Source organism: Pseudoalteromonas sp. T1lg21, from assembly GCF_002964625.1.
Taxonomy (GTDB): Bacteria; Pseudomonadota; Gammaproteobacteria; order Enterobacterales; family Alteromonadaceae; genus Pseudoalteromonas; species Pseudoalteromonas gelatinilytica.
The window spans coordinates 17896-44377 of record NZ_PQBX01000022.1; the positions used below are offsets into that span (position 1 = coordinate 17896).

The following is a 26482-nucleotide window of genomic DNA, read 5'->3' on the forward strand; positions in this document are numbered from 1 at the left end:
ATTATTTTTACATTTCAAACTTTTCTGACTTTTAGGCTCACTGCACCGTGAGTCAATTCATGAACATCATGAATAGCTTGCTCGGCTTGTCGACTATCGATCTCAATTTTCCAGGCAATATTCTCTGCAAACTGTTTATCGATATTAAGCACTTGATACTGGCTTTTTAATAATTGTTCAATTGCACCCTGTGCGCTGTAATCACTTTGACCTACCAGTTCAACACTCGGTACCTTGGTAATGGTTTTAAGCTCACGCATGGCATTATTTAAACTACCGCCGTAAGCCCGCACAAGCCCACCAGTGCCGAGTTTAATACCGCCAAAATAACGAGTTACCACCGCTGTTATTTCACCAATACCAGAGCCTGTTAATACATTAAGCATGGGTTTACCTGCTGTGCCATTGGGTTCACCATCATCAGAAAAACCATACACATGACTACCACCAGGGTTTCCTGCAACATGAGCCCAGCAATTATGACGAGCATCACTGTATTTCTCTTGGATTTCTTTGATAAAGGCTTTCGCCGAGGTTAGATCTGGCGTGTGGGCAATATGCACAATAAACGTGCTTTTTTTAATTTCTTCTTGGTAAAAAACCGGTTCAGCCGGGTATTGGTATTCAGACATAATTGCTTATCTAAAAAAATGGGGCCTATTGGCCCCGATATTCACTAACCTTCACCATTAATCTAAGTGTAGATCACGGGTCATGTTTTCTAGGCTATCTTCATGAACGATGATGTTATCTTCAATACGGATACCGCCAAATGGCTTAAGCGCTTCAACCTTTTCCCAGTTAATGAACTGTTTGTTGTCTGTTTGCGCAAGGTCGCCTAATAACGAGTCGATGAAGTATAAACCAGGTTCAATAGTAAATACTTGGTTCTTTTCGATTAAACGCGTACAGCGAAGGAACGGATGGCCTTCAGGTGGCGCCTGATGAGTACCTTTATCATCAGCCATAAAACCACCCATATCATGAACTTGTAAACCTAAGTGATGGCCAAGACCATGCGGGAAGAAGGTTGAACTAATACCACGTTCAACAATTTCAGCGGCTGGTAATTTCACAATATTAAAGTCGCTAAGCACTTGCGCTACACGTTGGTGGCAATCTAAATGTAATTCACCATATAACAAGCCAGGCTTTAATGCTTTTCCTAAAGCAATTTGATGCTCAGTCATGACCTTAATTAGATCGCTAAATTCGCCCGACTTTTTGAAGTCATAAGTACGTGTAATATCAGCAGCATAGCCGTTAAAGTTTGCACCAGCATCAATCAAGAAAGAGCGATGTGTTTGCGGCGCTTTTGGCTCAAAATGAGTGTAGTGTAAAATTGCACAGTTTTCATTGAGCGCAACGATATTGCCGTAAGGCATCTCGTTTTCGCTTTGACGGGTAGCCATAAGATAAGCTTGTTGAATATCAAACTCTGAGCCACCAGCAAAAAATGTGTCACGTGCTGCTTTATGGCCCTCTACCGCAATACGGTTTGCTTGGCGTAAACATTCAAGCTCATACTGTGTTTTATAAGCACGGTGAAAGTGCAAGTAGTTCATCACTGGCTCTGGATTCATAATGCTAAAGCCCAGCGCTTGCGCTACTTCTAAATACTCACCAATGTAGGCGTAATTTGCTTTGTCATAAGGAAGCAATTTTTCGACCTGATCTGGCTGTACTAATAATTCAATATCAAAATACTCAGCCCAAAAATCACGCGGCTCATCAGGCACTTTATGCCAAAAATCCACTGGACGATAAAAAATAAGTTTAGGTTTAGATACACCATCAACCACAATCCAACAATGAGGGTTGTCGATCACTGGTAACCACGCTTTAAATTGCGGATTCACTTTAAACGGATAATACATGTCATCTAAAAACTGACGCTTAGCCTGACCTGAGTGAATTACTAACCCTTCTAAACCTTCGCGCTCTGTAATTGTGCGAGTACGTTGTTGCAAGGTTGCAATATGTTCGGCGTATAACACCGCTAATTTATCCATAGTAAACCCATCTTTAGTAAATTTAACTTGTTAGCAGTCTATCATAGTCCAGCACCATCCCCCAACTGAGGGGATAGTACATGCAGTGAAGCTTAACCACCCATCGACATATCTAACACGGGTGCTAATACATTGCCGTCGCGACCGAGTCGAGTATGGTATACCTGTCTGTAAGCAAACACGTTTTTAACGTAGTTACGTGTTTCTGTGAAAGGAATTAATTCGATCCACAGCTCGGCAGGCATTGGCTGTTCAGGTAACCAGCGTTTAATACGATGATAACCTGCATTATATGAGGCTGTAGCCAGGATCTCATTGCCATGATTTTTCTTTTTCAAATACTGTAGATACTCGGTACCAAGTCGAATATTAGTACGTGGCTGATACAGCTGCTTACGTGTTACCGTACTCTTATTCATATATTTGGCTGTGCTTGGTAGTAGCTGCATTAAACCATGCGCATTAGCATGAGAGCGAGCATCAGGTGCAAAAGAACTTTCTCTACGCGAAATAGCGATGCTCCATGCAACATCAATATGGCTGCGACTACTATACGTGGCAAACACATCTTTAAACGCAAATGGGAAGCGTAAGTCGACATAATCCCACTCTTTTATCTGCGCTAAGGTGTAGATAGTGCTGTCGTACCAATCGAGATCAGCCGCTAAAATTGAGGCTGCGAGCTTTTCCTCTTTAGTTGAGGTGTCTGTTAGGTAATTCCATTCACGGCGCGCTGAGGTAAAACGCTCAAGTTCATATAAAGCACGAGCACGTTTAAAGCCTGGAGCATTGGCTACTTCTAACTTTAATTGATTGCTAATGCTGATATCTTTATTGTTTAAACTAACCGGAATACCTAATCGTGCTGAAGCTAAAAAGCCATAATAATCACGCTCTTTTGCTACTGTTTGCCAAATAGCACGCGCGCGCTCTACTTCACCGCGCTGGTTTAAGCTATACGCTAACCAATATTGCTGACCAAGGCTGAGATTTTCTTTACCAGTAAAAAACGCCACAATGCCTGACCAATCTTGTCTTTCAAGCATATTTGCTAACTGCCACTGCATTAGCTTGCTCGTTTGACGGTCTTTAGGCACTTTATTCAGCCAAAAACGCGCTTGTTGATGACCATTAGATGCAAGCGACAACGCAAAACTATAATAAACATCTGCTTTTTGCTCGTCTGTGTAATTAAACATGGTTTCGAGCTTTTCCCATGCACGTAATGCAAGGTCATTATCTCGCCACACTAAACGCTTCACACCGTAAAGGGCAATTTGCCCCTCTTTAGCCGACTTTTTCTTATAACGATAAAGCCCGGCTGCTGCACTTGGGTCTTTGCGAACTGTTAAATATAAGTCAGCTAAATATTGCTCGCTTTGAGGCAATAACGTTTTTAAATAAGGAATTAAGCTTGATGTGCCGCCCTCTGCCGCTAAGCTAATACGTTGCCAAATACGATCTTGCGTTTGGTAACCCTTCTTCTTCCAGAGTGAAAACAACTTATCACACTCTTTAGGTTGTGATTTTCCTACCACCCACAAATCACTAACTTGGTTCATGATGGCTTTTTCAGGTGCCCCTAAGTCTAATTGAAAACTTAAATAAGGACAGGTCAATTCGTTGTTGCTCGTTTCGCGATAGTTACGAATATAAGCCGCTTTCTTGTTGTACTTTTTCAAGTATTCAAGCCAGGCTTTACGCACCGGCCACTCAAGCGGTGTATTTTGATAAATATTGAGAAAGTTTTCGATCTCTGTTTGGTGATTTAAGCTTGGATTACGTTGCCAAAACGCCTTTTCGACATAAGGCTTTAACGGGTGATCGAGCCCGTTAATTGCATTTTTCATGTCTTGATAATCACCGTAACGCGCCTTTTTTTCTGCTTTTAAAAAAGCGTCATGTTTATCGTTGGCTTCAGCTGCAAAAAAAGGAAAAATTAATGCGGCAGCTGTCCAACCAAAGAGTTGTTTTTTCATGATGACCTTTAACAAAAATTAAAGAATTAATAACAAAAAACTTCTCCTACACCTTAGCACCAAACCAGCTATATTTTAACCAATCGCGATAAAGCGCAGTAAATTTTTCGTTGCATTTTCATTTTAAAGCAAGCACACTGATTGAAATGCAAACTCATCGTACCAGTCTTAGTTAATTAACTAGGGAGAATAATAATGTTATATAAAAGCGATTCATTTGAAGTTGCTTTCATCAAGGACAACATCGCCGAGTTTAAGTTCTGTGCCGACGGTTCAGTAAACAAACTTTCGCAGCAAACCTTGCAAGATTGCGCTTTAGCATTAAAAGAATTGGCAACAAACTCAGATATCAAAGGCATGGTGTTCACCAGCGATAAAGATCATTTCATTATCGGCGCCGACATTTTCGAATTTTTACCTACATTCACTAAACCTCAAGAAGAACTTGTTGCATGGATCAAAAATGCAACTGACGTTTTTGACGCTATTGAAGATTTACCTTTCCCAACGTTAAGTGCTGTAAACGGCATGGCGCTTGGTGGTGGATGTGAGTGGGCACTTGCTACCGATTATCGCGTTGGTAGTACTGATGCTAAAATTGGCCTACCTGAAGTTAAATTAGGCATTATGCCTGGTTTTGGTGGCACTGTTCGCCTTCCGCGCCTGATTGGCGCTGATAATGCGATGACGTGGATCACCACTGGCAAAGAAAACCGTGCTGCGGATGCACTTAAAGTTGGTGCGCTTGACGCGGTAGTTAGTGCTGACAAACTTTTAGAGTCAAGCATATCAACACTTGAACAAGCAATTGCTGGCAAGCTAGATTGGCAAGCAAAACGACAAGTAAAATTACAGCCACTGAAAATGAACCGTGTTGAGCAAGGCATGAGCTTTGCGATGGCGGAAGGTATGGTAATGGGTCAGACAAAAGGTCATTACCCAGCACCCGTTATGGCAGTAAGAACAATTAAAGCAGCTGCAAATTGTGAACGCGCTGAAGCAATGGCGATTGAAAACGCTAACTTTGCTAAATTAGCAGCAACAAGCGAAGCAGCAGCACAAACAGGTATTTTCTTAGCTGACCAATACATTAAAGGTAAAGCGAAGAAGCAAGCTAAGCACAGTGAACTTGAAATTAAACAAGCCGCTGTATTAGGTGCAGGTATTATGGGCGGCGGTATTGCTTATCAGTCTGCTTATAAAGGCACACCTATTATCATGAAAGACATCAACCAAGATGCACTTGATTTAGGTATGGGCGAAGCTTCTAAGCTACTTGGTAAAAAAGTACAACGTGGCCATATGGCGATGGAAAAGATGGTTGCTACATTAGGCAAGATCAAACCGACGCTTAACGATGCAGACTTACAAAGTGCTGATATTGTTGTTGAAGCCGTGGTTGAAAACCCTAAAGTGAAGCAAGCCGTTCTTGCAGGTCTTGAAAAAGACTTACCAGCGGGCACTATCCTAACTTCAAATACCTCAACAATTCGTATTGACGAGTTAGCATCTGCACTTGAAAAACCAGAAAACTTCTGTGGTATGCACTTTTTTAATCCAGTGCCAAAAATGCCATTAGTAGAAATCATTCGCGGTGAAAAAACATCAGAAGCAACAATTAATGCGGTTGTTGATTACGCTTTAAAACTTGGTAAATCACCAATCGTTGTAAACGACTGCCCTGGTTTCTTTGTAAACCGCGTATTATTCCCTTACTTTGCAGGCTTCAGCAAACTTGTTGTTGAAGGTGCTGACTTCGCGAAAGTTGATAAAGTAATGGAAAATGTATTTGGTTGGCCTATGGGCCCTGCCTACCTTCTTGATGTTGTAGGTATCGATACGGCTTACCACTGTACTGGTGTAATGGCAGATGGTTTCCCTGAGCGTATGGCTCGTCAAGATAAAGACCCTGTTACTGTATTCGCAAACGAAAAACGTTTTGGTCAGAAAAATGGTTCTGGTTTCTACCAATATGCACCAGACCGCCGTGGTCGCCTTAAAAAGGCACAAGATGCTACAGCAACTGAGTTACTAAGTGCCATCACTGATGCACCTAAAGATTTTGATAAACAAGAAATCATTGACCGTTGTATGATCCCTATGATCAACGAAGTACTACTTTGTTTACAAGAAGGTATCGTGGCGTCTCCACAAGAAGCTGACATGGCGCTAATTTACGGCATTGGTTTCCCTCCATTTAGAGGCGGTGCATTCCGTTACTTAGATCAAACTGGTTTAGCGAACTTTGTTGCAACAGCAGACAAGTACGCTCATTTAGGTGCGATTTACCAAGTATCTGATGAAACTCGCAAGTGGGCCGAAGAAGGCCGTGTATTCTATAAGGTGGAAGGATAAGAAACATGAATAATCCAGTAATCGTAGATTGTATCCGCACACCAATGGGTCGTTCTAAGAACGGCGTATTCAAAAACAAGCGTGCGGAAGATTTAAGTGCTCACTTAATGAAAGGTTTGTTAGACCGTAACCCAGCCGTTGATCCAGCATCAATTGATGATATTTACTGGGGCTGTGTACAACAGACTTTAGAGCAAGGTTTTAACATTGCTCGTAACGCAGCACTACTCGCCGGTATTCCGCATTCAGTGCCAGCAGTAACGGTTAACCGTTTATGTGGCTCATCAATGCAGGCATTACACGATGCAGCACGCGCTATTATGACTGGCGCTGGTGATACCTATATCATTGGTGGTGTTGAGCACATGGGTCACGTACCTATGACTCACGGTAATGATTTTCACCCTGGTTTATCAACGTCTGTAGCACAAGCTGCCGGCGTAATGGGTTTAACTGCAGAGTACCTTGCAACGCTGCACGGCATTAGCCGCCAGCAACAAGACGAGTTTGCTTACCGTTCACATCAACGTGCACACGCGGCAACTGTTGAAGGTCGTTTCCGTCGTGAAATCCTGCCAATGGAAGGTCATGATGCAGATGGTTCTTTAATCTTAGTTGAAGACGATGAAGTAATCCGTCCAGAAACAACTGTAGAAGGTTTATCGCAACTACGCCCTGTATTCAATCCAGCATCAGGTAGCGTAACGGCAGGTACTTCTTCTGCACTTTCTGACGGCGCGTCAGCAATGCTTGTAATGAGCGAAGAAAAAGCAAATGAACTTGGTTTACCAATTCGTGCGCGTATTAAATCAATGGCTGTTGCAGGTTGCGATCCATCAATCATGGGTTACGGCCCTGTTCCTGCATCGCAAAAAGCACTTCAACAAGCAGGTATCACTATTGACGATATCGATGTTGCAGAGCTTAACGAAGCATTCGCAGCACAATCTCTACCTGTGTTAAAAGACCTAGGTCTGATGGACGTGGTAGATGAAAAAGTTAACCTAAATGGTGGTGCAATTGCACTTGGTCACCCACTTGGTTGTTCTGGTTCACGTATTAGCACAACGCTTGTTCACCTAATGGAAGACAAGAACGCTAAATACGGTCTAGCAACTATGTGTATTGGTTTAGGCCAAGGTATTGCAACTGTATTTGAGCGCGTAGAATAACGAGCTCACACCAAACATCTTGGTGATAAAAAGGCGCACTGATTTGCTCAGTGCGCCTTTTTTATTTGCTTTGCTTTCGCTTATTGAAACTGGCGGCAATAGAAAGTTAAAATAGCCGCTTATTAATCGTCTCTTTCATCCAAAAGGTCAGCCATGAGTTTTGATAATCCCGATCACCAATTAGATGCACTTGGCCTTCGTTGTCCAGAACCTGTGATGATGGTGCGTGGCGCAGTACGTAAAATGAAAGATGGCGAAACTTTACTTATTATCGCCGACGACCCATCAACCACCCGTGATATCCCAAGCTTTTGTACCTTTATGGATCACACACTTGTGGCTAAAGATGTAGAACAAGCACCGTATCGATACTTGGTGAAGAAAGGGTTATAACGAGCTCGTAGGTTGGTTAGAGCGAAGCGAAACCCAACGTTATCGCAAGATGATGGCAACAAATTAAAGTTCGTGAAATTCAACTTTTAATCGAAATTAAGCTACTCTTATCATTTAACATTCAAGGATGAATGTATGCGATACAGAAGAGTACTAGTCCCCGGTGGCACCTATTTCTTTACTCTAGCGATAGCGCAAAGAAACTCAGCACTTTTAACTTCAAACATCACTCAGCTACGCTCAGCTTATAAAAGTGTGTTTAAGTCACATCCTTTTAAAACGCTTGCCATTGTCATTCTTCCAGATCACTTACACGCAATTTGGCAACTACCCGCTGGGGATTGTGATTATGCAAAACGGTGGCGGTTAATTAAGTCTAATTTTTCTAGACAGCTAAATAATTGCGAGCATAAATCGCCTAGCCGTATTCAGAAATGTGAACGAGGTATTTGGCAGAGACGGTATTGGGAGCATTATATAAAGGACGAGCAAGACCTAATGAACCATATTAATTATATTTACTTCAACCCTGTGAAACATAAATACGTGAATCAAGTCGGAGACTGGCCATTTTCGTCTTATAGAAAATTGAGTAAGTCATCTGCTTTTAATTTTTCAGATGATGAGTTAGATATCGCACTTAATCTATATGAAGATTGATGAGAAGGCTGGCGCTTTGTTCTAACGCTAGCCTAACCAGTGTGTTGGGTTTCGCTCCGCTCTACCCAACCTACCAGCACAGAGCTTTACTTTCGAGTTACTGTCACTTTTGGTTGATTACTATTGCGGTAATCAAAGCTCACTACATACACACCTTTTGCAGCGGGTTTAAAGCTGAAATAATTGTAGATGGTATTACAGTCGGCATTGGCGGCTTGGCCTAGAACTAATGATTGCCCTGCTGGGTCCATATCACTGTAACCACAGTTATAGCCTTCGCTAAAATCAGCATCTGCTACTTTGAATTCATAAACCTTACCAGGCGTTGAAAACTTAACCTCGGTTTGGAATATACCCGGTGCAACTTGCTCTAATTGATACTGAGGTTCGGCATCCCACAAAGTAAAGTCACCACGTAAATACATAGTACGGTCGAGGTCTTTGCTTGGCAGAATATCGTCAATGCTTGGCATTTGCATTTGGCTAGAACAGGCAGTTAATAAGCCTGCTAATGCTAAAGTAATTACACGTTTCATTACTGTTCCTTATGCTACAAAAAAGCCAGCACAGAGCTGGCTTTTATCAATTGGCTACTGCTTACTTCTGAAGTACAGAAATATCAGCAATATCTAAAAACAGACGGCTTAGCTGGCTTAATAATGCTAAACGGTTTTGTTTAACCGCTTCATCATCTGCCATTACCATGACGTTATCAAAGAAGTTATCAACACTCTCACGGATACCCGCAAGTTGTGATAATGCTTCTTGGTAATCGCCATTTGCATATAAAGGTGCAAGCTCAGTTGCGAACTTAGCAACGTGTGACGCTAATACTTTTTCTGCTTCATCGCTTAATAGGCTCTCATTCACATCACCTTGTGTTGTGATGTCATTTTTAGCCAAGATATTGCTTACACGTTTATTTGCTGCTGCAAGCGCTTCTGCTGCGTCTAATGTACGGAAGTGACTTACCGCTTTAACACGACGGTCGAAATCAACTGGTTTAGTTGGACGACGTGCTAACACAGCTTGGATCACATCAACTTCGATACCTTCATCTTGGTACCATGCGCGGAAACGACCTAGCATAAACTCAAACACATCTGTTGATACGTTTAAGTTAGTTAGCTTTTCACCGAATAACGTTTGTGACTTAGCAACAAGATCTAAGATATCTAGCGGTAATGATTTTTCAACCATGATGCGTAATGCACCAATTGCTGCACGGCGAAGTGCAAATGGGTCTTTGTCACCTTTTGGCGCTTGACCAATACCAAAAATACCCACCAGCGTATCAAACTTATCAGCAATTGCTACAGCACAGCTGATCACATTAGTTGGTAAGTTATCGCCCGCAAAGCGTGGCATATATTGTTCGTTTTGCGCAAGTGCTACTTCTTCAGCTTCACCGTCGTGACGAGCGTAATGCATACCCATTACACCTTGTACGTCGGTAAACTCCATGACCATTTCGGTCATTAAGTCTGTTTTGCTTAACAAGCCTGCACGTTTAGCCAACTCGGCATCAGCACCTAATTGCTCAGCAATATAACCGGCAAGTTCACTAATACGCTCAGATTTATCTTTCAGCGTACCAAGTTGCTTTTGGAATAAAACGGTATCTAGCGACTCTAAACGGCTCTCTAGCGTTTTCTTCTTATCGGTTTCGTAGAAGAACTGCGCATCAGCTAAACGAGGACGAACAACTTTTTCGTTACCGGCAATGACCACGCTTGGATCTTTACTTTCGATATTAGAAACAAATAGGAACTTGTTAAGTAAGTTGCCATCTTGGTCTAATAGCGGGAAGTACTTTTGGTCGTCCTTCATGGTATAAATAAGTGCTTCTGAAGGAACAGCTAAGAATGCTTCTTCAAAAGTCGCAGTTAGTGTAACAGGCCATTCAACTAGAGATGTTACTTCTTCTAGTAAGTCTTCATCCATCGCTACTTTTGCATTTACAGCGCTAGCAGCAGCTTCAATCTGTTCGCGAATTTGTGCTTTACGCGCTGCAAAGTCAGCAATAACATAAGCTGATTTAAGCACCTCAAACACATCATCAGCATGGTTGATTGTTACTTTTTCTGGATGATGGAAACGGTGACCTTGTAATTGGTTGCCAACTTGCTTACCAAGGATTTCGCCTTCGATCAGCGTGCTACCAAATAAAATAGTCGCTGTGTGCACAGGGCGAATAAATTGTGTTTTACTCGCACCCCAACGCATTGGTTTTGTGATAGGTAATTTAGCAAGTGCCTTGTTTACCGCATCGCTCATAAGTGCAGTTGTTGATTGACCTTCTACTTGTGCTTTATGTAATAACCAAGCACCTTTATCTGTTTCAATCGTTTCTGCATCGCTTACATCGATACCACAACCACGTGCCCAACCCATTGCTGCTTTAGTTGGATTACCATCGGCATCAAATGCAGCTGCTACAGCAGGACCGCGCTTTTCTACTACCTTGTCACTTTGCTTTGCTTCAAGCGCAGTCACACGTAAACCTAAACGGCGTGGAGACGCGTACCAGTTAACACCTTGATGTGCTAGTTCTAAGCTTGCAAGTTCTGCTGTTAAGTTCTCAGCAAATGACTCAGCAAGTTTACGAAGTGCTTTCGGTGGCAGCTCTTCTGTGCCAATTTCTACTAATAAATTTTCTGCTGACATGCTAATTCTTAATCCTTACAAAGCGGGAAACCAAGTGCTTCACGGGCATCATAGTAACTTTGTGCACACGCTTTAGATAAAGCACGAACACGTAAGATATAACGTTGACGTTCAGTTACTGAGATAGCGTGACGTGCATCTAATAAGTTAAATGCATGTGATGCTTTCATTACTTGCTCATAGGCTGGTAATGGTAAGCCTGCTTCGATTAGTTTTTCGCTTTCTTTTTCACAGTGATCAAACTGTGCAAATAAGAACTCAACATCTGCTTGTTCGAAGTTATAAGCAGATTGCTCAACTTCGTTTTGATGGAATACATCGCCGTATGTTACACGACCCATAGGACCGTCTGCCCATACTAGGTCATAGATGCTATCTACGCCCTGAATGTACATTGCTAAACGCTCAAGACCATATGTGATCTCACCTGTTACTGGTGAACACTCTAGGCCACCTACTTGTTGGAAGTAAGTAAACTGAGTCACTTCCATGCCGTTTAACCAGATTTCCCAACCTAGACCCCAAGCACCTAATGTTGGCGACTCCCAGTTGTCTTCTACGAAGCGAACTTCATCAGTTAGCGTATCGATACCAACAGCAGCTAAAGAGCCTAAATAAAGCTCCTGGATGTTCTCTGGTGATGGTTTTAATACTACTTGGAATTGGTAGTAATGTTGTAAGCGGTTTGGGTTTTCACCATAACGACCATCAGTTGGACGACGGCATGGTTGAACATACGCGCTCGACATTGGCTCTGGGCCAATCGACTTTAAGAATGTTAACGGATGAAATGTCCCTGCTCCCACTTCCATATCGAGTGGTTGAGCAATCACACAGCCTTGCTGTGCCCAATAGTCCTGTAAAGCCAGGATCAAACCTTGGAAGGTTTTAACGTCATATTTTTGCATATTTGGCTTATAGTATCTGGTGCGTTTAGTCTGAAAATTGCTCTCAGTATACCTTGTGTGCAGTAAGGTTTTAAGCAGTTTGTGCTTTTTCAGTAATAAAAAAAGGAGCCAGTTGGCTCCTTTTTAAATATCAATTTTAACTTTATACGTCCAAGTTAACTACGCGTAGTGCATTCGTTTCAATGAAGTCACGACGAGGTTCAACTTGGTCACCCATTAATGTCGCGAACAATTGGTCAGCTGCAACAGCATCTTCAATTGTCACTTTCAACATACGACGTGCATCTGGGTCCATGGTGGTTTCCCAAAGCTGATCTGGGTTCATCTCACCGAGTCCTTTATAGCGTTGGATGTATAGTCCACGCTTAGATTCAGTAATTAACCACTCTAACGCATCCACAAAGTTATCAACAGGCTGAGTTTTTTCACCGCGTTGAATGTATGCACCTGCTTCAATTAGGTTAGCGATGTTCGCACCCGTTGCAGCAATACGTTTATAGTCACGTGATGTGATGAAGTCATGGTTTAATACATGAGCCTTATCAACACCGTGCTGACGGATATTCACAACTGGATAATACAAGTTGCGCTCAGTATCATGCTCTGTGCTTGCGTGGAAGATAGTTGCATCTTCGTCACGTGCAATTAAGTCATCAACTAAGGTGTTAGTCCACTCTTTAACTTTTGCTTCATTTGATAAATCAGCTTCAGTTAATTCGCTTTGATAGATTAAACGTTCCATTACAGTGTTCGGGTATTTACGTTTTAAACGCTCAATTACTTTAACAGTGCTTTGATAATCGTGAACAATCGTTTCTAACGCTTCACCTTCAAGTGCAGATGCACCTTCACTTGTATAAAGTGCAGCATTGTTTAATGCTAATGACGTTAAGTAATCAACTAGCGCGGGGTCATCTTTAATGTAGCGCTCTTGCTTACCTTTTTTCACTTTATAAAGTGGTGGCTGTGCAATATAAATAAAGCCTTTTTCTACAATCTCTGGCATTTGACGGTAGAAGAAAGTCAGCAATAAAGTACGAATGTGAGAACCATCCACGTCCGCATCGGTCATGATAATGATACGATGGTAACGTAGTTTTTCTGGGTCATATTCATCACGACCAATACCACAACCTAGCGCGGTGATAAGAGTTGCTACTTCTTGAGAAGAAAGCATCTTATCAAAACGTGCTTTTTCTACGTTAAGAATCTTACCTTTAAGTGGCAAAATTGCTTGGTTTTTACGGTTACGACCCTGCTTAGCTGAACCACCTGCAGAGTCACCCTCCACTATGTATAGTTCAGAAAGTGCTGGATCTTTTTCTTGGCAGTCAGCCAATTTACCCGGTAAACCGGCTAAATCCATTGCACCTTTACGGCGAGTCATTTCACGCGCTTTACGTGCAGCTTCACGAGCACGTGCTGCATCAATAATTTTGCCAACAACTGTTTTTGCATCAACCGGGTTCTCTAATAAGAACTCTGTTAGCTTTTCTGCCATTGCTTGTTCTACAGCAGACTTAACTTCACTTGATACTAGTTTATCTTTCGTTTGTGATGAGAACTTAGGATCAGGAACTTTAACACTGACAACAGCCGTTAAGCCCTCACGAGCGTCATCACCCGTTGCATTACTGGTTGTTTTCGCTTTTTTATTAAAGCCTTCTTTTTCCATGTAGTTATTTAGCGTACGCGTTAATGCAGCTCTAAAACCAGCTAAGTGCGTACCACCATCACGTTGTGGAATGTTGTTTGTGAAACAGTAAATGCTTTCTTGGAAACCATCATTCCACTGCATTGATACTTCAACACTGATACCGTCTTCTTCACGCTCATGGGTAAAGTGGAAAACACTTTTATGTACAGGTGTTTTATTACGGTTTAAGTATTCAACGAACGCCTGAATACCACCTTCATATTTAAAGTGGTCTGTTTTTGTTTCTTCGCGCTCATCTGTAAGAATAATGCTTACACCTGAGTTTAAGAACGAAAGTTCACGTAAACGTTTTGCTAGAATGTCGTAATGAAAGTTTAAGTCAGTGAATGTTTCACCACTTGGCCAAAAACGTAATTCAGTACCCGTATCACTTGCTTCACCAATCACTGCCAATGGTGCATCTGGCACACCCATTGTATATGTTTGCTGATGAAGTTTACCTTCACGACGAATTGTTAACTGTAGTTTTTCAGATAGAGCGTTTACTACTGAAACACCTACACCGTGTAAGCCACCTGATACTTTATATGAATTATCATCGAACTTACCACCAGCGTGAAGTACCGTCATGATAACTTCAGCCGCTGATACACCTTCTTCTTCATGAATAGATGTAGGGATACCACGACCGTTATCTCTTACAGAGACAGAACCGTCTAAGTGAATCGTTACAAAAATATCATCACAATGACCAGCTAAGGCTTCATCGATAGAGTTATCAACAACCTCAAACACCATGTGGTGTAGGCCTGTACCGTCATCGGTGTCCCCTATATACATTCCTGGACGCTTTCTTACTGCGTCTAATCCTTTAAGTACTTTAATACTCGACGAATCGTAATTCTCAGACATGGTTAATCCCACTTATCTTGTTATTAGGTTGCCATGTTTCACGTGGAACATTTTTAGTTCTCGTTGCATGGGTTCCACCACAGCAGAAATACTTTCAGATAAAATTGATGAGATAAAAAGCTGCGAATCGCAATGAGTCAAAAGCTGACCACTTTTTCTTTTGTATCTTCACCTAACTCTGAAGGTAAGTCATCTATTAGCAATATAGATTGCTTATCTGTTTCTGACTCAATTAAGCTATTTTGCGTTACTTTTAACGCATAAAGCAAGAGCTTCAATTGACCGCGAGAAAATGTATTTTCTACACTGTTACCAGAAACACTAAAACTAAAATCAGCTTTATGCGGACCTTTACTTGTGAAACCTTGTTTGGCATCACGTTCAAAGCTTTGCTCAAGCGCCTCTGAGAGCGTTTCACTCTCTTTCCAGCCCGCATGAAAGTTAATTTCTAAATCGCTTACAAGCGTTAATTCTGCACACATTTTATCAAAAAACTGCTGCTTAAACCTACTTATATAAGCGATTCTTAAATTATTTATTTGCTCAGCTAGTCTAACAAATTCTTTGTCCCAAAACTTGATCTGTTCGAAATAATCTCTTGGTTTACTTCTTAATAAGGCATTACGTTGTTTAAGTACTTTATTAAAAGACTGCCATAAATAAAAAAAGTCATGTTCCACGTGGAACAATCCTAAATCGAGAAATTTTCTACGCTCTTTTGGGCCACCAAAAAACAATGAATAGCTTTCTGGCGTAATCACCTGCACAGGTACTAGCTGGGCTAATTCAGAAATTTTACGGCTCGTTTTTCCCTGAATCTTTAAAGATGTTTCACCCGCTTGGTTCTTACTAATCCCAATCGGAATAGACAAATCGTGTAGTGCTTTGCGACCATGTATCACGAACTTGTCTTGTTGATGCTGGATGATATTTTTATGTTTGGCGGTACGAAATGATTTACCGTGAGAAAGGAAATAAATCGCCTCAAGGAGACTAGTTTTACCGCTGCCATTTTCGCCATAGATAATGTTTATGCCATTAACCGGCTCAAGTGTCAGCGCCTCAATATTCCGAAAATTATTGAGGCTTAAATGACTTAAACTCATACAAGCTTATAAGCGCATCGGCATAACAACGTACATAGCTTCTTCGTCACCCGCACCTTCAATTAGCGCACTGCTATTTGAATCAGCAAGTGTGAAAACAACATCTTCTGTTTTTAATGTATTTAGTACATCAAGCACGTAAGAAACGTTAAAGCCAATTTCAAGTTCGCCGCCCTGATACATTACCTCAACAACCTCTTCGGCTTGCTCTTGCTCAGGGTTGTTAGCAGTAATTTTTAGTAAACCTTCAGATAGGTTTAATCGTACACCACGGAATTTTTCATTCGATAAAATAGACACACGCTGAAAAGCACTGCGCAACCATTCGCGGTTAGCAGTAATAATTTTATCACCACCACGCGGTAATACTCGACGATAGTCAGGGAAACGACCATCCACCAGCTTACTGGTAAACGTAAATTCAGTATCAATAATACGAATATGGTTAGCACCAAATTGAATGGTAACTAATTCATCATCAGCCACCATAAGGCGCATAATTTCTTGCACACCTTTACGTGGAATAATTAACTGACGTTGTGTATTTAAAGATTGTGGTAATTGCTTTTGTGCAATTGCCAAACGGTGACCATCTGTAGCCACTGTTTTAATGTCTGCGTTATCAACTTCAAATGACATACCGTTTAAGTAATAACGTACGTCTTGATTAGCCATAGAGAAATGTGTGCTTTCTAAAAGCTTACGTAACTCTAGTCGTGTTAGTTGAAACTCTACTTCACCATCCCATTGCTCTAGATTAGGAAAATCCTCAGCCGCAAGTGTCGTCAAAGAGAAACGGCTTTTACCACTGGTAAGTAGTAACTGATGATCTTGGCTACTTAATGTAAGGTCTGAGCCATCAGGTAAACTTTTACAAATATCGAGTAACTTTTTAGCTGGTAAAGTTAGTTTTGTATCAGTGGTATCTTCACCAACAAACACACTCGCTACTAATTCAATTTCAAGATCAGTACCTGTCATCGAAAGTTGCCCGTTTTCAACAACTAACAGAACGTTCGATAAAATCGGTAAGGTGTGCTTACGCTCGATCGCACCAGACACTTGAACTAAAGGTTTTAAAAATTGCTCTCTTGATATTGTTATTTGCATAATAAAGTCGGCCTTAAGATGACAAGGTTCTTATTAAGTTTTGATAATCTTCTTTCACTTCGTGGCTTTCATCACGGAGTGATTTAACTTTACGACAAGCGTGTAATACTGTTGTGTGATCGCGACCGCCAAAGGCGTCGCCAATCTCAGGTAAACTGTGATTTGTAAGTTCTTTTGATAATGCCATGGCCACTTGGCGTGGTCTTGCTACTGAACGACTACGACGTTTAGAGAGTAAATCTGACACACGAATACGGTAATACTCAGCAACAGTGCGTTGAATATTATCTATCGTTACCAGTTTATCTTGCAGTGCAAGTAAATCACGTAGGGCTTCTTTTACAAAATCGATCGAAATTGGACGACCAGTAAAGTTTGCATTAGCAATAACACGGTTTAACGCCCCTTCTAATTCACGTACATTTGAGCGCAATTTTTTCGCGATAAAAAAGGCCACTTCGTGAGGTAAATTGATTTTACTTTGTTGGGCTTTTTTCATCAAAATGGCAACACGTGTTTCAAGTTCTGGCGGCTCAATAGCAATGGTTAAGCCCCAGCCAAAACGTGATTTAAGGCGATCTTCAACCCCTTCTATCTCTTTAGGATAGCGGTCTGAAGTTAAGATAATCTGTTGATTTCCTTCAAGTAAAGCGTTGAAGGTATGAAAGAACTCTTCTTGTGAGCGCTCTTTATTAGCGAAAAATTGAATGTCATCGATCATCAATGCATCAACACTTCGGTAATAACGTTTAAACTCTTCGATGGCATTATTTTGCAGTGCTTTAACCATGTCTTGCACAAATCGCTCTGAGTGCATGTAGACAATTTTCGCGTCTGGCTTATTAGCCATAATACCGTTACCAACAGCGTGTAATAAGTGAGTTTTACCTAAGCCCGTACCACCATATATAAATACAGGGTTAAATGCCGAACCTGGGTTATCTGCAACTTGAGTCGCTGCGGCTTTTGCTAATTGGTTTGATTTACCTTCAACAAAGCTATCAAAGGTATAATTTTCTTTAATGTTTGATTTATAACCTGATTTTGGAGCAGGCTCTACCGCTGCTTTTTCAGGTTTTGGCTGTTGCTTTTCGGTAGTATGTTGCGCACTCACTGGTGCACTTGTTTCCGATGCAGCCGGAGCTGATGCCGCTTGAGCATTTAAAATGGGTTTACTACCTACATCAAAACGTAACTCTGGTGCTTCATCACCACAAATTTCAACGAGTAGTTCATTAATACGGTTTAAATACTTTTCTCTCACCCAATCTAAAACGAAACGATTAGGTGCATATATAGTCAACGTATCTTCGGTACTTTCTGCTTGAAGTGGTCTTACCCACATACTGAATTGCTGTGAAGGCAATTCATCTTGCAATACATATAAACAACTTTGCCAAACCGACAGATACACAGTTAAACTCCCAGAGATTTAATTTTTATTCCCGTTCATCTTTAATGATGGAAAATCAAACATTTATTGCTAATCTTTGACCAACTTTCTTGGCCCAGACCGACTATTATGAAGGTACTTTATCCACAAGTACAAGATTGATTTTTATGAAAAATATGATCTCGCCAACATAAAACATTAAAATATTGATTTTAAAGAAAATTATTTTTTAAGCTCGAACAGTGATCATAACAAATTTAGACGCAGATCGCGATCAAATTCTACGATCGAATTGGCTTTTCCCAAGCTTTTATTCACTTTTTATACAGAGGCTGTGGAAAACTTCTTATTTATGATGATCCTATATGATCACGTAAAAGGATCCTTTATAATTACTACCTCTGCAGCGTTTTAATGATTGACTTTTGCTGTCTTCATCTATAATATCTCGCGCTCGCAATGGCACCTGTGCCAGGATCGCGACCTGCATAGGATGTTTTAACCTTAACCGATCGGATGGAATTGTTATGAAAAGAACTTTTCAACCTAGCGTTTTAAAACGCAAACGTACACACGGTTTCCGTGCTCGTATGGCAACAGCAAATGGCCGTAAAGTATTAGCTCGTCGTCGTGCTAAAGGCCGTAAAGTTCTTTCTGCTTAATATATAAGTGGAAGACTTTAGCTTCAGCAGGGAGTTACGTCTGTTAACTCCCTCGCATTACTCTCGAATCTTTAATGAACCAGCACGCGCTGCGACTCCTTTTTTTACCCTATTAGCTAAACGCAATGACCAAACAAATCCTCGATTAGGTCTTACGGTCGCAAAAAAACGCGTTAAAAAAGCCTGCCAACGTAATCGAATCAAACGACTTGCTCGCGAAAGTTTTCGTTTAAATCAACACAAACTCGATAACATTGATATTGTGCTTATGGTTAAAAGTGGTATTGATGAGCAGTCAAACGACGAGCTAACAAAACAACTTAATAAATTGTGGCGAAAAATTAACGAACGCTGCAAGCCTGGTGCACCAAAACCACCACCTTTCAAAAAACGCCCGAATAAATCAGCTAAATCTAATAAACAAGCCTGATAGCAATAGAATTACAGGCTTAATTAAGGTATCTTTAGCTCACCTTTTAATCATGCATTTAAAATTCTACGATAGGAATTTAAATTCATGGTATCCATTGACTAAATTAACGCAGGGGCTGACACATCATGAGGTTACTTAAACCACTTGTTGCTATTCCAAAGCGCTGTTTAGTCATGCTAATACGCGGCTATCAAAAATGGATAAGCCCACTATTAGGCCCGCATTGTCGTTTTAACCCAACCTGCTCTAGTTATGCTATTCAAGCAATTAATTTGCATGGAAGTGTAAAAGGCAGTTGGTTAGCTGTTAAACGCATATTAAAATGCCACCCTTTACATGCTGGTGGGGATGATCCCGTACCGGCAAAAAATCATATTAACCACCAACACGAGAAATAAGAGCTGTTATGGAATCGCAACGCACGTTTTTATTAATCGGCTTGATGCTTGTGTCGTTTTTATTATTTCAAGAATGGAATAACGACTACAACGCACCAAAAGCTGATCCAAGTGCCACAACACAAACACTAGGCGCAACTACACCAGAATCTGATGACTTTATTCCAGCATCATCTGACGGTGAAGTGCCAGCTGCTACTACAGCAAAGCGCTCAGTTATCGATGTAACAACTGATGTATTCACTGTTAAAATTGACACCCGTGGTGGTGACATTATTGAAGCAGACTTACTTCAGTACGAAGAGACAAAAGGCAGTGATACTCCTTACATGCTACTTGGTGTGTTTGACGGTAAACAATACTTCTCACAAAGCGGCTTAATTGGTTTAAATGGCCCAGATGCGACAGTTGAAGGCCGTCCGGTTTATAAAACCACACAAAAAGCATTCACTTTAAATGGTGATGAGCTGCGTGTTCCACTTGAGTTTACTGACAGCAAAGGTGTGACGTTTACTAAAACCTATATATTCAAAAAAGGCGACTACGCTGTAGGTTTAGAGTACACAGTAAACAACGTTACAGCTGACCCAATTCAAGTTCAGTTATACACGCAAGTAAAACGCACTGTACAAGACAAAGGTAGCTTAGTAGATCAAAACTACTTAGGTGCAGCATACGGTACTGAAGAAGAGCCATACGAAAAGTACAGCTTCTCAGACATGGCTGATAAAAACCTTAACATCACCACTGCTGGTGGCTACATTGCATTTATCCAGCACTACTTTGTAAGTGCCTGGGTACCTCAGCAAGACCAACAAAATACCCTTTACAGCAAGTTAGTTGCTGGTAATGCGGCAATTATTGGTACTAAAGGTGAAGCAGTTAACGTACAAGCTGGTACGCAAGCAACACTTAGCTCAACTTACTACATGGGCCCGAAAGAGTCTGATGTACTAGAAGCAATTCACCCAGACTTAGACCTAACTGTAGACTATGGTTGGTTATGGTTTATCTCACAACCATTATTCGTACTACTTAAGTGGTTACACAGCATCCTAGGTAACTGGGGTCTAGCTATCATTGCAATCACGGTTATCGTTAAAACGGCAATGTACCCGCTTACTAAAGCACAATACACGTCAATGGCGAAGATGCGTGCACTACAGCCTAAAATGGCTGCGCTAAAAGAGAAGTATGGTGATGACCGTCAAAAATTCGGTCAAGCGATGATGGAAATGTACCGCAAAGAAAAAGTAAACCCTATGGGTGGCTGTTTCCCGCTGTTACTACAAATGCCAATCTTCTTAGCATTATTCTACGTATTCTTAGAATCAACAGAGCTACGTCATGCTGAATTCATTTTATGGCTAAATGACTTATCAGCAATGGACCCATACTACGTATTACCTGTTTTATTTGGTTTAAGTATGTTCATCACTCAAAAGCTGCAACCTATGACGGTTACTGACCCTATGCAGCAAAAAATGATGACCTTTATGCCAGTTGTATTCTCTATTTTCTTCTTGTGGTTCCCATCTGGCCTAGTACTTTACTGGTTAGTATCGAACCTTATCTCAATCGCACAGATGCTGATCATCTACCGCGGTATGGAGAAAAAAGGTATTAAGGTAAGAGGCTAAACTCTTAACCCAACAAAAAAGGCGCTAACTGCGCCTTTTTTAATGTCTGAAAATGGCTAACCAAGAATCGGAGAATAAACCCGATTCGGCACACTGCGCTCAGTAAAACTCAAACTCGTTATTAGTAGCGAAGCAACCACCAAACCGGTTGCAATCCCCCCAGATACTCCAAGCCACTTTACAGCCGTTGTTTTACGTTTAACTCTAAGCCAATTCATATAGATGCCAGCAGCACTAACAAAGCTCATCAACGTACCAAACAATCCCCAAATAAGTTTAGTTCCGACTCCTGCAAAGTTACCAAAGTGCAATGGATCAGCGGTATCTGAGATCCGGGCTACAATCGGTAATTCTTCTCCTTTTTGTATACCTAGTGACTCACCCGAGCTTGGTTTTAAATAAACACGGTTAGCATGTAGGCGCAGTAAAATATCATCGTTATATCCACGCACTTCAATAGGCTGATCCGCTTTATTAGGATAGCGGATATAGCGAATATCAAGGCTCGGAAACGCCTGCTTAGCCGCCTCATATGCTGCAGTTAAACTAATTGGCGAAAGATGCTTTTCAATACGTTGTTTTTTAAAGTCACTTACCGCTTGTGGTAAAGAAACTGTGTGCGGCACTTTAGCGGTTTGCAGCCCATGTTCGACTAAATACCAAATCCCAGTAATGGCCATCACCGCAATAAACCATAAACTCCAAAGCCCAAACAGTTTGTGCCAATCAGCCCAACTACTGCGCTTATCAAGGCAAAGCGCAGCAGGCTTTTTCATAAAGCCTTGCCACCAGCGCCGATACACATAAAAACTCGAGACCAATAAAATAACGAGTAACACACTCAAACTGGTGACGATTAATTTACCCGTCCAGCCCATCGACAAGTTCATATGCCAGTTACGTAAAAACCGCGATATTCGCGCCCACTCTCCTTCACCGAGTAAGGTGCCAGTTGCGGCATCTAAATAAACAAAACGAAATGAATCACCGACTTTAAGGGCCGCCTCAGTGGCAAGGTAATCTTGTTTATGGCGTTGGATATAGAGTATCTGAGCTTGCGGATAATACTTATTAAGGGTGTTTTCGATAGCTGAGTAGTTAGTAGAGGTAGAAGAACTTAAAGCACGGTATTTTGCGTCTGATAAGTATTCGAGTTCATGACTTAACGTAGCGAGTGTCCCCGATACGCAGGTAACAAAAAGCAGGACTCCTAAAAAGAGTCCTGCCCAAGAATGTAAATTAAACCAACTTTTAGCGTTCACACGCCACCATTAAAAGCTGTATTTAGCACTTAAATAGACACGACGTGGTTCACCAGGAAAGTGCCCTGTTCGCTCGATAAAGCCACTGCTTGCGTATTCTTTATCAAACACGTTCTTAACTGATAACTGCCATTGCCAGTTATTAATGGTTGTTTGCCACGCCATGTTGTAAATCGTATAAGGTTTAACGCGTTGACCACCTAAACTTAGCTGTTCATCAACATAATCTAAACCAGCAGAAATAGATGACGATAAGCGAGGTAACTCATAGCGTGTCCATATGCCTAAAGTATTTTGCGGTGCGTTGGCAAATTTATCACTATCAGGTATTTGATTGGTAATACTGTCGTTTGCTTTAGTAATACGGGTATCATTATAAGCGTAGCTTGCAGTAACTACCCAGCGCTCAGTGATGTCACCAACCACTTCAAGTTCAAAACCTTTACTTTGCACTTCACCGATAGCAACTAAATCATCAACGCCGTCACCGGCAACATCACCTAATAAGCTAGGCTGCAGGATGTTTTCGCGAACAATATCATACGCCGCCATATTAACAGCAAGTGTGTCTTCTAATAGCTTGGTTCTTAAACCTAACTCGTTGATACGACTAGTTTCAGGCGAGAATGGGCCGCCCTTTGCTGATTCCTGATTACTGGCACTTTGCGGCACAAAGCCAGTGCCATGTAACGCATAAGGGAAGAACATATTGTTAATGTTATAGCTGGTACCAATACGGTAAGTGAGGTCGCTATCAGAAAACTCGGTTTGATTTAACAGATCTTTATCTTCAAAACGGTCATATCTTAAGCCAGCTGTCACACTCCAATTAGCGGTGATATCAAGTTGGTCTTGTAAGTAGGCACCAAAGCGGGTGCTATTTGTTTTCCCAAGCCTTGGAGTAATACTATCAAGGTCATAGTCATCAGCAGACGTTAAACCATATTCAGGATTGTTAAGATCAAGTCCTGGTACTGGGCCACCTTTACTTTGTTGCGTAGCTGTACGGTAAACACTTTCAAAATCATGTTCATACCAATCACTACCAAACAGCACTTGATGCTGCATGTTGGCAAATGCAAACTCCGCAATTGCATTAGCTGTTAAGCTAAAGCCTTCGTTCTCACGGACTTGATCACGAAACTCGCGATGACTCCAATCAACAATTCCATCACCGTCAGTATCTACCAGACCTCTTGGTTCATGGTAGTTTTGCACTTCTTTGTTATCAAAATAACGTGCTGTGACATCTGTGCGCCAAACATCATTAAAATCATGTTTTAAAGTCGCCTGATAAACATGCGCTTCTACATTTTGAAAGTCTGTTGCCTCGTTATGGTTCCAGCTTATATCAGTTAAAAAATTGCCGTTATCATCAGCCGGGACACCACGTAAACGCGCCCCACCTAATTCTTGTTCTATATAGGTATACTGAGTGGTTAATTCTGTTGCATTGTTTATAAGCCACGTATAACCAAGATCAACAATGGTATTATCGCTGCTAGTATTTTCACGAAATGGTTTTTCAGTATCACGGTAGATGCCAACGCGATAAGCATGGTTATCAAGTGATTCACTTAAAGTCCCAGTGCTTTCTAATGCGCCACTGAAGAAGTCATCATTCCCCACTTCAACTTCAATACTGTGCTCACTAGTGAATTTAGGCTTCTTAGTCACATAGTTAATAATACCGCCCGGATTACCACTACCATATATAGCACCAGCAGGCCCTTTTAATACCGCAACTTGTTCGATATTAAATAATTGCGGCACAGCAAAACCATTGAAAGGGTCGCCCTTTACGCCATCGTATAAAATCTCATCTTGGCGAAAACCACGGAATGTCACGCCTGAATAACTAAAGGCATTAACACCAGCAATATTGCTATAAAGATCGGTAATTTGGCGAGCAGCCTGATCATTAATCAGCTCCTGCGGTAAAATTTGAATTGACTGAGGTATTTTTTCTAACGGTGTATTAGTACGAGTAGCAAAACTTGACTCTGTTGGGCGATATAAAGAAAACGCACGGCCAACAACTTCAATTTTTTCGATCTCTTTAGAATCATTTTGATCAGTAGAAACTTCAGTTTGCGAATGAGCAATACCTGAAAAACTCGCAGCAAGAGCAATAAAAACAGCAGAAAGACGCATAGTAAAAAGGGACAAGGTTAATAATGCGCAACATGTTAATGAATATAATTATCATTTGCAATGGTCGTTTATTATTAATTAAAGCTAAATAAAGTATTACTAATATCAGCTAACGACTACTTCATTCGTTAAACAGCTATTCGCATGAAATTAAGCCATAGGTTACAATAGAGCCAGCATTCATTCTTTTATTGGCAATATTTCATCGCATGATTAATCAAGACACAATTGCAGCACAAGCGACCGCACCAGGACGTGGTGGGGTTGGTATTATTCGCGTCTCTGGCAGCTTAGCTAAAACAGTGGCAGAACAGATTATTGGCCGTTGTCCTAAAACACGTTACGCAGACTATGTACCATTTAAGAGCTTGAGCGGTGAACAGCTTGACCAAGGTATTGCTATTTACTTTCAAGGGCCAAATTCATTTACCGGCGAAGACGTACTAGAACTACAAGGTCATGGCGGCCCTGTCGTACTTGATATGCTATTAAAAGAAATTAGCCAAATTGACGGTGTACGTTTAGCAAAGCCAGGTGAGTTCTCTGAGCGCGCATTTATGAATGACAAGCTTGATTTAACCCAAGCAGAGGCAATTGCCGATTTAATCAATGCAACCAGTGAACAAGCAGCCAAAAGCGCCCTTCAATCATTGCAAGGTGAATTCTCTAAGCACATCGAAACGCTGGTGGAGAAAGTCATTCATCTACGTATGTATGTTGAAGCCGCGATTGATTTTCCTGATGAAGAAATCGACTTTTTATCAGACGGTAAAGTAGCAGCAGATCTCGATGCCATTATTGATCAACTCGATAATGTCACTCAGCAAGCTAAGCAAGGTAGCATCATGCGTGAAGGTATGCGTGTTGTTATTGCTGGTCGCCCTAACGCTGGTAAATCAAGCCTACTCAATGCATTAGCTGGCCGAGATGCTGCTATCGTTACCGAAATAGCCGGTACAACACGTGACGTATTACGTGAACATATTCACATTGACGGTATGCCACTACATATTATTGATACCGCTGGCCTGCGTGAAAGCCCAGATAAAGTAGAACAAATTGGTATTGAGCGCGCATGGGAAGAGATCAACCAAGCCGATCGCGTTCTATTTATGTTAGACGGCACAGACACAGCAGCTACCGACCCTCATGATATTTGGCCTGAGTTTATGGCTAAGCTACCAGAGGGTATGGGCGTGACAGTGATCCGAAATAAAGCCGATATTTCCGGTGAAAATGTCGGTATGGATGAACATGAACAATATCCGGTGATCCGTTTAAGTGCTAAAAATGCAGAAGGTATAGAGTTAGTTCGTACTCACTTAAAGGCATGTATTGGTTTCCAAGGTGCTACTGAAGGTGGCTTTATGGCACGCCGTCGTCACTTAGATGCACTTGACCATGCAGCTTATCATTTAAACACAGGTAAAGAGCAATTAGAGATGCATATTGCTGGCGAGATCCTTGCTGAAGAATTACGCCTAACTCAACAGTTCTTAAATGAAATAACGGGTGAATTTACCTCTGATGACCTACTAGGGAAAATCTTTAGTTCGTTCTGTATCGGTAAATAAATTCCGGTCATCAATATTATAAAAAAAGAGTCGCA

20 protein-coding genes and 1 pseudogene are annotated in these 26482 nt (G+C 41.3%); 9 read left to right on the plus strand and 12 right to left on the minus strand.

Going from position 1 to position 26482, the window contains the following annotated elements:
• Positions 1 to 14: 14 nt before the first annotated feature.
• The 3 genes from C2M25_RS06645 to C2M25_RS06655 all read right to left on the minus strand — a co-directional run bounded on the left by C2M25_RS06645 (position 15) and on the right by C2M25_RS06655 (position 3991).
• A complete protein-coding gene (locus C2M25_RS06645; RefSeq protein WP_063701456.1) occupies positions 15 to 632 on the minus strand; it encodes a YigZ family protein in 618 nt (205 codons plus the stop codon).
• 57 nt (positions 633 to 689) lie between these two features.
• Positions 690 to 2012 carry a Xaa-Pro dipeptidase gene (gene pepQ / locus C2M25_RS06650; protein ID WP_063701454.1) on the minus strand — a complete coding sequence of 441 codons (1323 nt, stop codon included), beginning with the start codon at positions 2010 to 2012 and terminating at the stop codon, positions 690 to 692.
• A 92-nt stretch (positions 2013 to 2104) separates the two neighbouring features.
• Positions 2105 to 3991, minus strand: a complete 1887-nt coding sequence (locus C2M25_RS06655; protein ID WP_105180742.1) for a transglycosylase SLT domain-containing protein — start codon at positions 3989 to 3991, stop codon at positions 2105 to 2107.
• Positions 3992 to 4186: 195 nt separating this feature from the next.
• Here C2M25_RS06655 and fadB point away from each other — a divergent pair, with 195 nt between their 5' ends.
• From fadB to C2M25_RS06675, 4 genes are all read left to right on the plus strand, one after another.
• Positions 4187 to 6346, plus strand: coding sequence for a fatty acid oxidation complex subunit alpha FadB (gene fadB / locus C2M25_RS06660; RefSeq protein ID WP_105173819.1), 2160 nt, complete (start codon positions 4187 to 4189; stop codon positions 6344 to 6346).
• Positions 6347 to 6351: 5 nt separating this feature from the next.
• Positions 6352 to 7518 carry an acetyl-CoA C-acyltransferase FadA gene (gene fadA / locus C2M25_RS06665; protein WP_105180743.1) on the plus strand — a complete coding sequence of 389 codons (1167 nt, stop codon included), beginning with the start codon at positions 6352 to 6354 and terminating at the stop codon, positions 7516 to 7518.
• A gap of 153 nt (positions 7519 to 7671) precedes the next feature.
• Positions 7672 to 7911: a sulfurtransferase TusA gene (gene tusA, locus C2M25_RS06670; RefSeq protein WP_054554785.1), complete on the plus strand. Its 240-nt coding sequence runs from the start codon at positions 7672 to 7674 to the stop codon at positions 7909 to 7911.
• A gap of 135 nt (positions 7912 to 8046) precedes the next feature.
• Complete coding sequence (locus C2M25_RS06675) at positions 8047 to 8571, plus strand: REP-associated tyrosine transposase (RefSeq protein ID WP_105180744.1); 525 nt, start codon at positions 8047 to 8049, stop codon at positions 8569 to 8571.
• Between the two features lie 86 nt (positions 8572 to 8657).
• Here C2M25_RS06675 and C2M25_RS06680 read toward each other — a convergent pair whose 3' ends face one another.
• The 7 genes and pseudogenes from C2M25_RS06680 to dnaA form a co-directional block, all read right to left on the minus strand.
• Positions 8658 to 9107 (minus strand): hypothetical protein, encoded by a 450-nt coding sequence (locus C2M25_RS06680; RefSeq protein ID WP_105180745.1) that lies wholly within the window; start codon positions 9105 to 9107, stop codon positions 8658 to 8660.
• Positions 9108 to 9168: 61 nt separating this feature from the next.
• Positions 9169 to 11238, minus strand: a complete 2070-nt coding sequence (gene glyS, locus C2M25_RS06685; protein WP_105180746.1) for a glycine--tRNA ligase subunit beta — start codon at positions 11236 to 11238, stop codon at positions 9169 to 9171.
• A gap of 8 nt (positions 11239 to 11246) precedes the next feature.
• The gene (gene glyQ / locus C2M25_RS06690) at positions 11247 to 12146 is read right to left on the minus strand and encodes a glycine--tRNA ligase subunit alpha (protein WP_054554789.1); all 900 of its coding nucleotides are present in this window, start codon (positions 12144 to 12146) and stop codon (positions 11247 to 11249) included.
• Positions 12147 to 12288: 142 nt separating this feature from the next.
• Positions 12289 to 14715, minus strand: coding sequence for a DNA topoisomerase (ATP-hydrolyzing) subunit B (gyrB, locus tag C2M25_RS06695; protein WP_063701442.1), 2427 nt, complete (start codon positions 14713 to 14715; stop codon positions 12289 to 12291).
• 12 nt (positions 14716 to 14727) lie between these two features.
• A pseudogene (gene recF / locus C2M25_RS06700) lies at positions 14728 to 15821 on the minus strand (DNA replication/repair protein RecF).
• A 6-nt stretch (positions 15822 to 15827) separates the two neighbouring features.
• Positions 15828 to 16931: a DNA polymerase III subunit beta gene (gene dnaN, locus C2M25_RS06705; protein WP_063701437.1), complete on the minus strand. Its 1104-nt coding sequence runs from the start codon at positions 16929 to 16931 to the stop codon at positions 15828 to 15830.
• A gap of 13 nt (positions 16932 to 16944) precedes the next feature.
• Complete coding sequence (dnaA, locus tag C2M25_RS06710; RefSeq protein WP_063701435.1) at positions 16945 to 18345, minus strand: chromosomal replication initiator protein DnaA; 1401 nt, start codon at positions 18343 to 18345, stop codon at positions 16945 to 16947.
• Positions 18346 to 18851: 506 nt separating this feature from the next.
• Between dnaA and rpmH the strand changes: the two genes are divergently transcribed.
• The 4 genes from rpmH (at position 18852) to yidC (ending at position 21457) form a co-directional block, all read left to right on the plus strand.
• On the plus strand, positions 18852 to 18986 hold the full coding sequence (gene rpmH, locus C2M25_RS06715; RefSeq protein ID WP_008488847.1) for a 50S ribosomal protein L34: 135 nt from the start codon (positions 18852 to 18854) through the stop codon (positions 18984 to 18986).
• Positions 18987 to 18993: 7 nt separating this feature from the next.
• Complete coding sequence (rnpA, locus tag C2M25_RS06720) at positions 18994 to 19416, plus strand: ribonuclease P protein component (RefSeq protein ID WP_063701433.1); 423 nt, start codon at positions 18994 to 18996, stop codon at positions 19414 to 19416.
• Positions 19417 to 19544: 128 nt separating this feature from the next.
• On the plus strand, positions 19545 to 19817 hold the full coding sequence (gene yidD / locus C2M25_RS06725) for a membrane protein insertion efficiency factor YidD (protein WP_054563758.1): 273 nt from the start codon (positions 19545 to 19547) through the stop codon (positions 19815 to 19817).
• A gap of 8 nt (positions 19818 to 19825) precedes the next feature.
• Entirely contained in the window at positions 19826 to 21457 is a 1632-nt protein-coding gene (gene yidC, locus C2M25_RS06730; RefSeq protein ID WP_063701430.1) for a membrane protein insertase YidC, read from the plus strand.
• 56 nt (positions 21458 to 21513) lie between these two features.
• Here the strand turns inward: yidC and C2M25_RS06735 are convergent, their stop codons facing one another.
• A complete protein-coding gene (locus tag C2M25_RS06735) occupies positions 21514 to 22719 on the minus strand; it encodes a PepSY-associated TM helix domain-containing protein (RefSeq protein WP_105180747.1) in 1206 nt (401 codons plus the stop codon).
• A 9-nt stretch (positions 22720 to 22728) separates the two neighbouring features.
• Positions 22729 to 24873 carry a TonB-dependent siderophore receptor gene (locus C2M25_RS06740; protein ID WP_105180748.1) on the minus strand — a complete coding sequence of 715 codons (2145 nt, stop codon included), beginning with the start codon at positions 24871 to 24873 and terminating at the stop codon, positions 22729 to 22731.
• Between the two features lie 209 nt (positions 24874 to 25082).
• Here C2M25_RS06740 and mnmE point away from each other — a divergent pair, with 209 nt between their 5' ends.
• Positions 25083 to 26447, plus strand: coding sequence for a tRNA uridine-5-carboxymethylaminomethyl(34) synthesis GTPase MnmE (gene mnmE, locus C2M25_RS06745; RefSeq protein WP_105173824.1), 1365 nt, complete (start codon positions 25083 to 25085; stop codon positions 26445 to 26447).
• The last annotated feature ends 35 nt before the right edge of the window (positions 26448 to 26482 follow it).

Bases quoted from the DNA above. Each gene is read 5' to 3' on its own strand.
- mnmE (WP_105173824.1), top strand. From the start codon at position 25,083: ATGATTAATCAAGACACAATTGCAGCACAAGCGACCGCACCAGGACGT.
- C2M25_RS06680 (WP_105180745.1), bottom strand. From the start codon at position 9,107: ATGAAACGTGTAATTACTTTAGCATTAGCAGGCTTATTAACTGCCTGT.
- C2M25_RS06740 (WP_105180748.1), bottom strand. From the start codon at position 24,873: ATGCGTCTTTCTGCTGTTTTTATTGCTCTTGCTGCGAGTTTTTCAGGT.
- rpmH (WP_008488847.1), top strand. From the start codon at position 18,852: ATGAAAAGAACTTTTCAACCTAGCGTTTTAAAACGCAAACGTACACAC.
- yidC (WP_063701430.1), top strand. From the start codon at position 19,826: ATGGAATCGCAACGCACGTTTTTATTAATCGGCTTGATGCTTGTGTCG.
- tusA (WP_054554785.1), top strand. From the start codon at position 7,672: ATGAGTTTTGATAATCCCGATCACCAATTAGATGCACTTGGCCTTCGT.
- C2M25_RS06675 (WP_105180744.1), top strand. From the start codon at position 8,047: ATGCGATACAGAAGAGTACTAGTCCCCGGTGGCACCTATTTCTTTACT.
- dnaN (WP_063701437.1), bottom strand. From the start codon at position 16,931: ATGCAAATAACAATATCAAGAGAGCAATTTTTAAAACCTTTAGTTCAA.
- glyQ (WP_054554789.1), bottom strand. From the start codon at position 12,146: ATGCAAAAATATGACGTTAAAACCTTCCAAGGTTTGATCCTGGCTTTA.
- yidD (WP_054563758.1), top strand. From the start codon at position 19,545: ATGAGGTTACTTAAACCACTTGTTGCTATTCCAAAGCGCTGTTTAGTC.
- fadB (WP_105173819.1), top strand. From the start codon at position 4,187: ATGTTATATAAAAGCGATTCATTTGAAGTTGCTTTCATCAAGGACAAC.
- gyrB (WP_063701442.1), bottom strand. From the start codon at position 14,715: ATGTCTGAGAATTACGATTCGTCGAGTATTAAAGTACTTAAAGGATTA.
- glyS (WP_105180746.1), bottom strand. From the start codon at position 11,238: ATGTCAGCAGAAAATTTATTAGTAGAAATTGGCACAGAAGAGCTGCCA.
- pepQ (WP_063701454.1), bottom strand. From the start codon at position 2,012: ATGGATAAATTAGCGGTGTTATACGCCGAACATATTGCAACCTTGCAA.
- C2M25_RS06645 (WP_063701456.1), bottom strand. From the start codon at position 632: ATGTCTGAATACCAATACCCGGCTGAACCGGTTTTTTACCAAGAAGAA.
- C2M25_RS06655 (WP_105180742.1), bottom strand. From the start codon at position 3,991: ATGAAAAAACAACTCTTTGGTTGGACAGCTGCCGCATTAATTTTTCCT.
- fadA (WP_105180743.1), top strand. From the start codon at position 6,352: ATGAATAATCCAGTAATCGTAGATTGTATCCGCACACCAATGGGTCGT.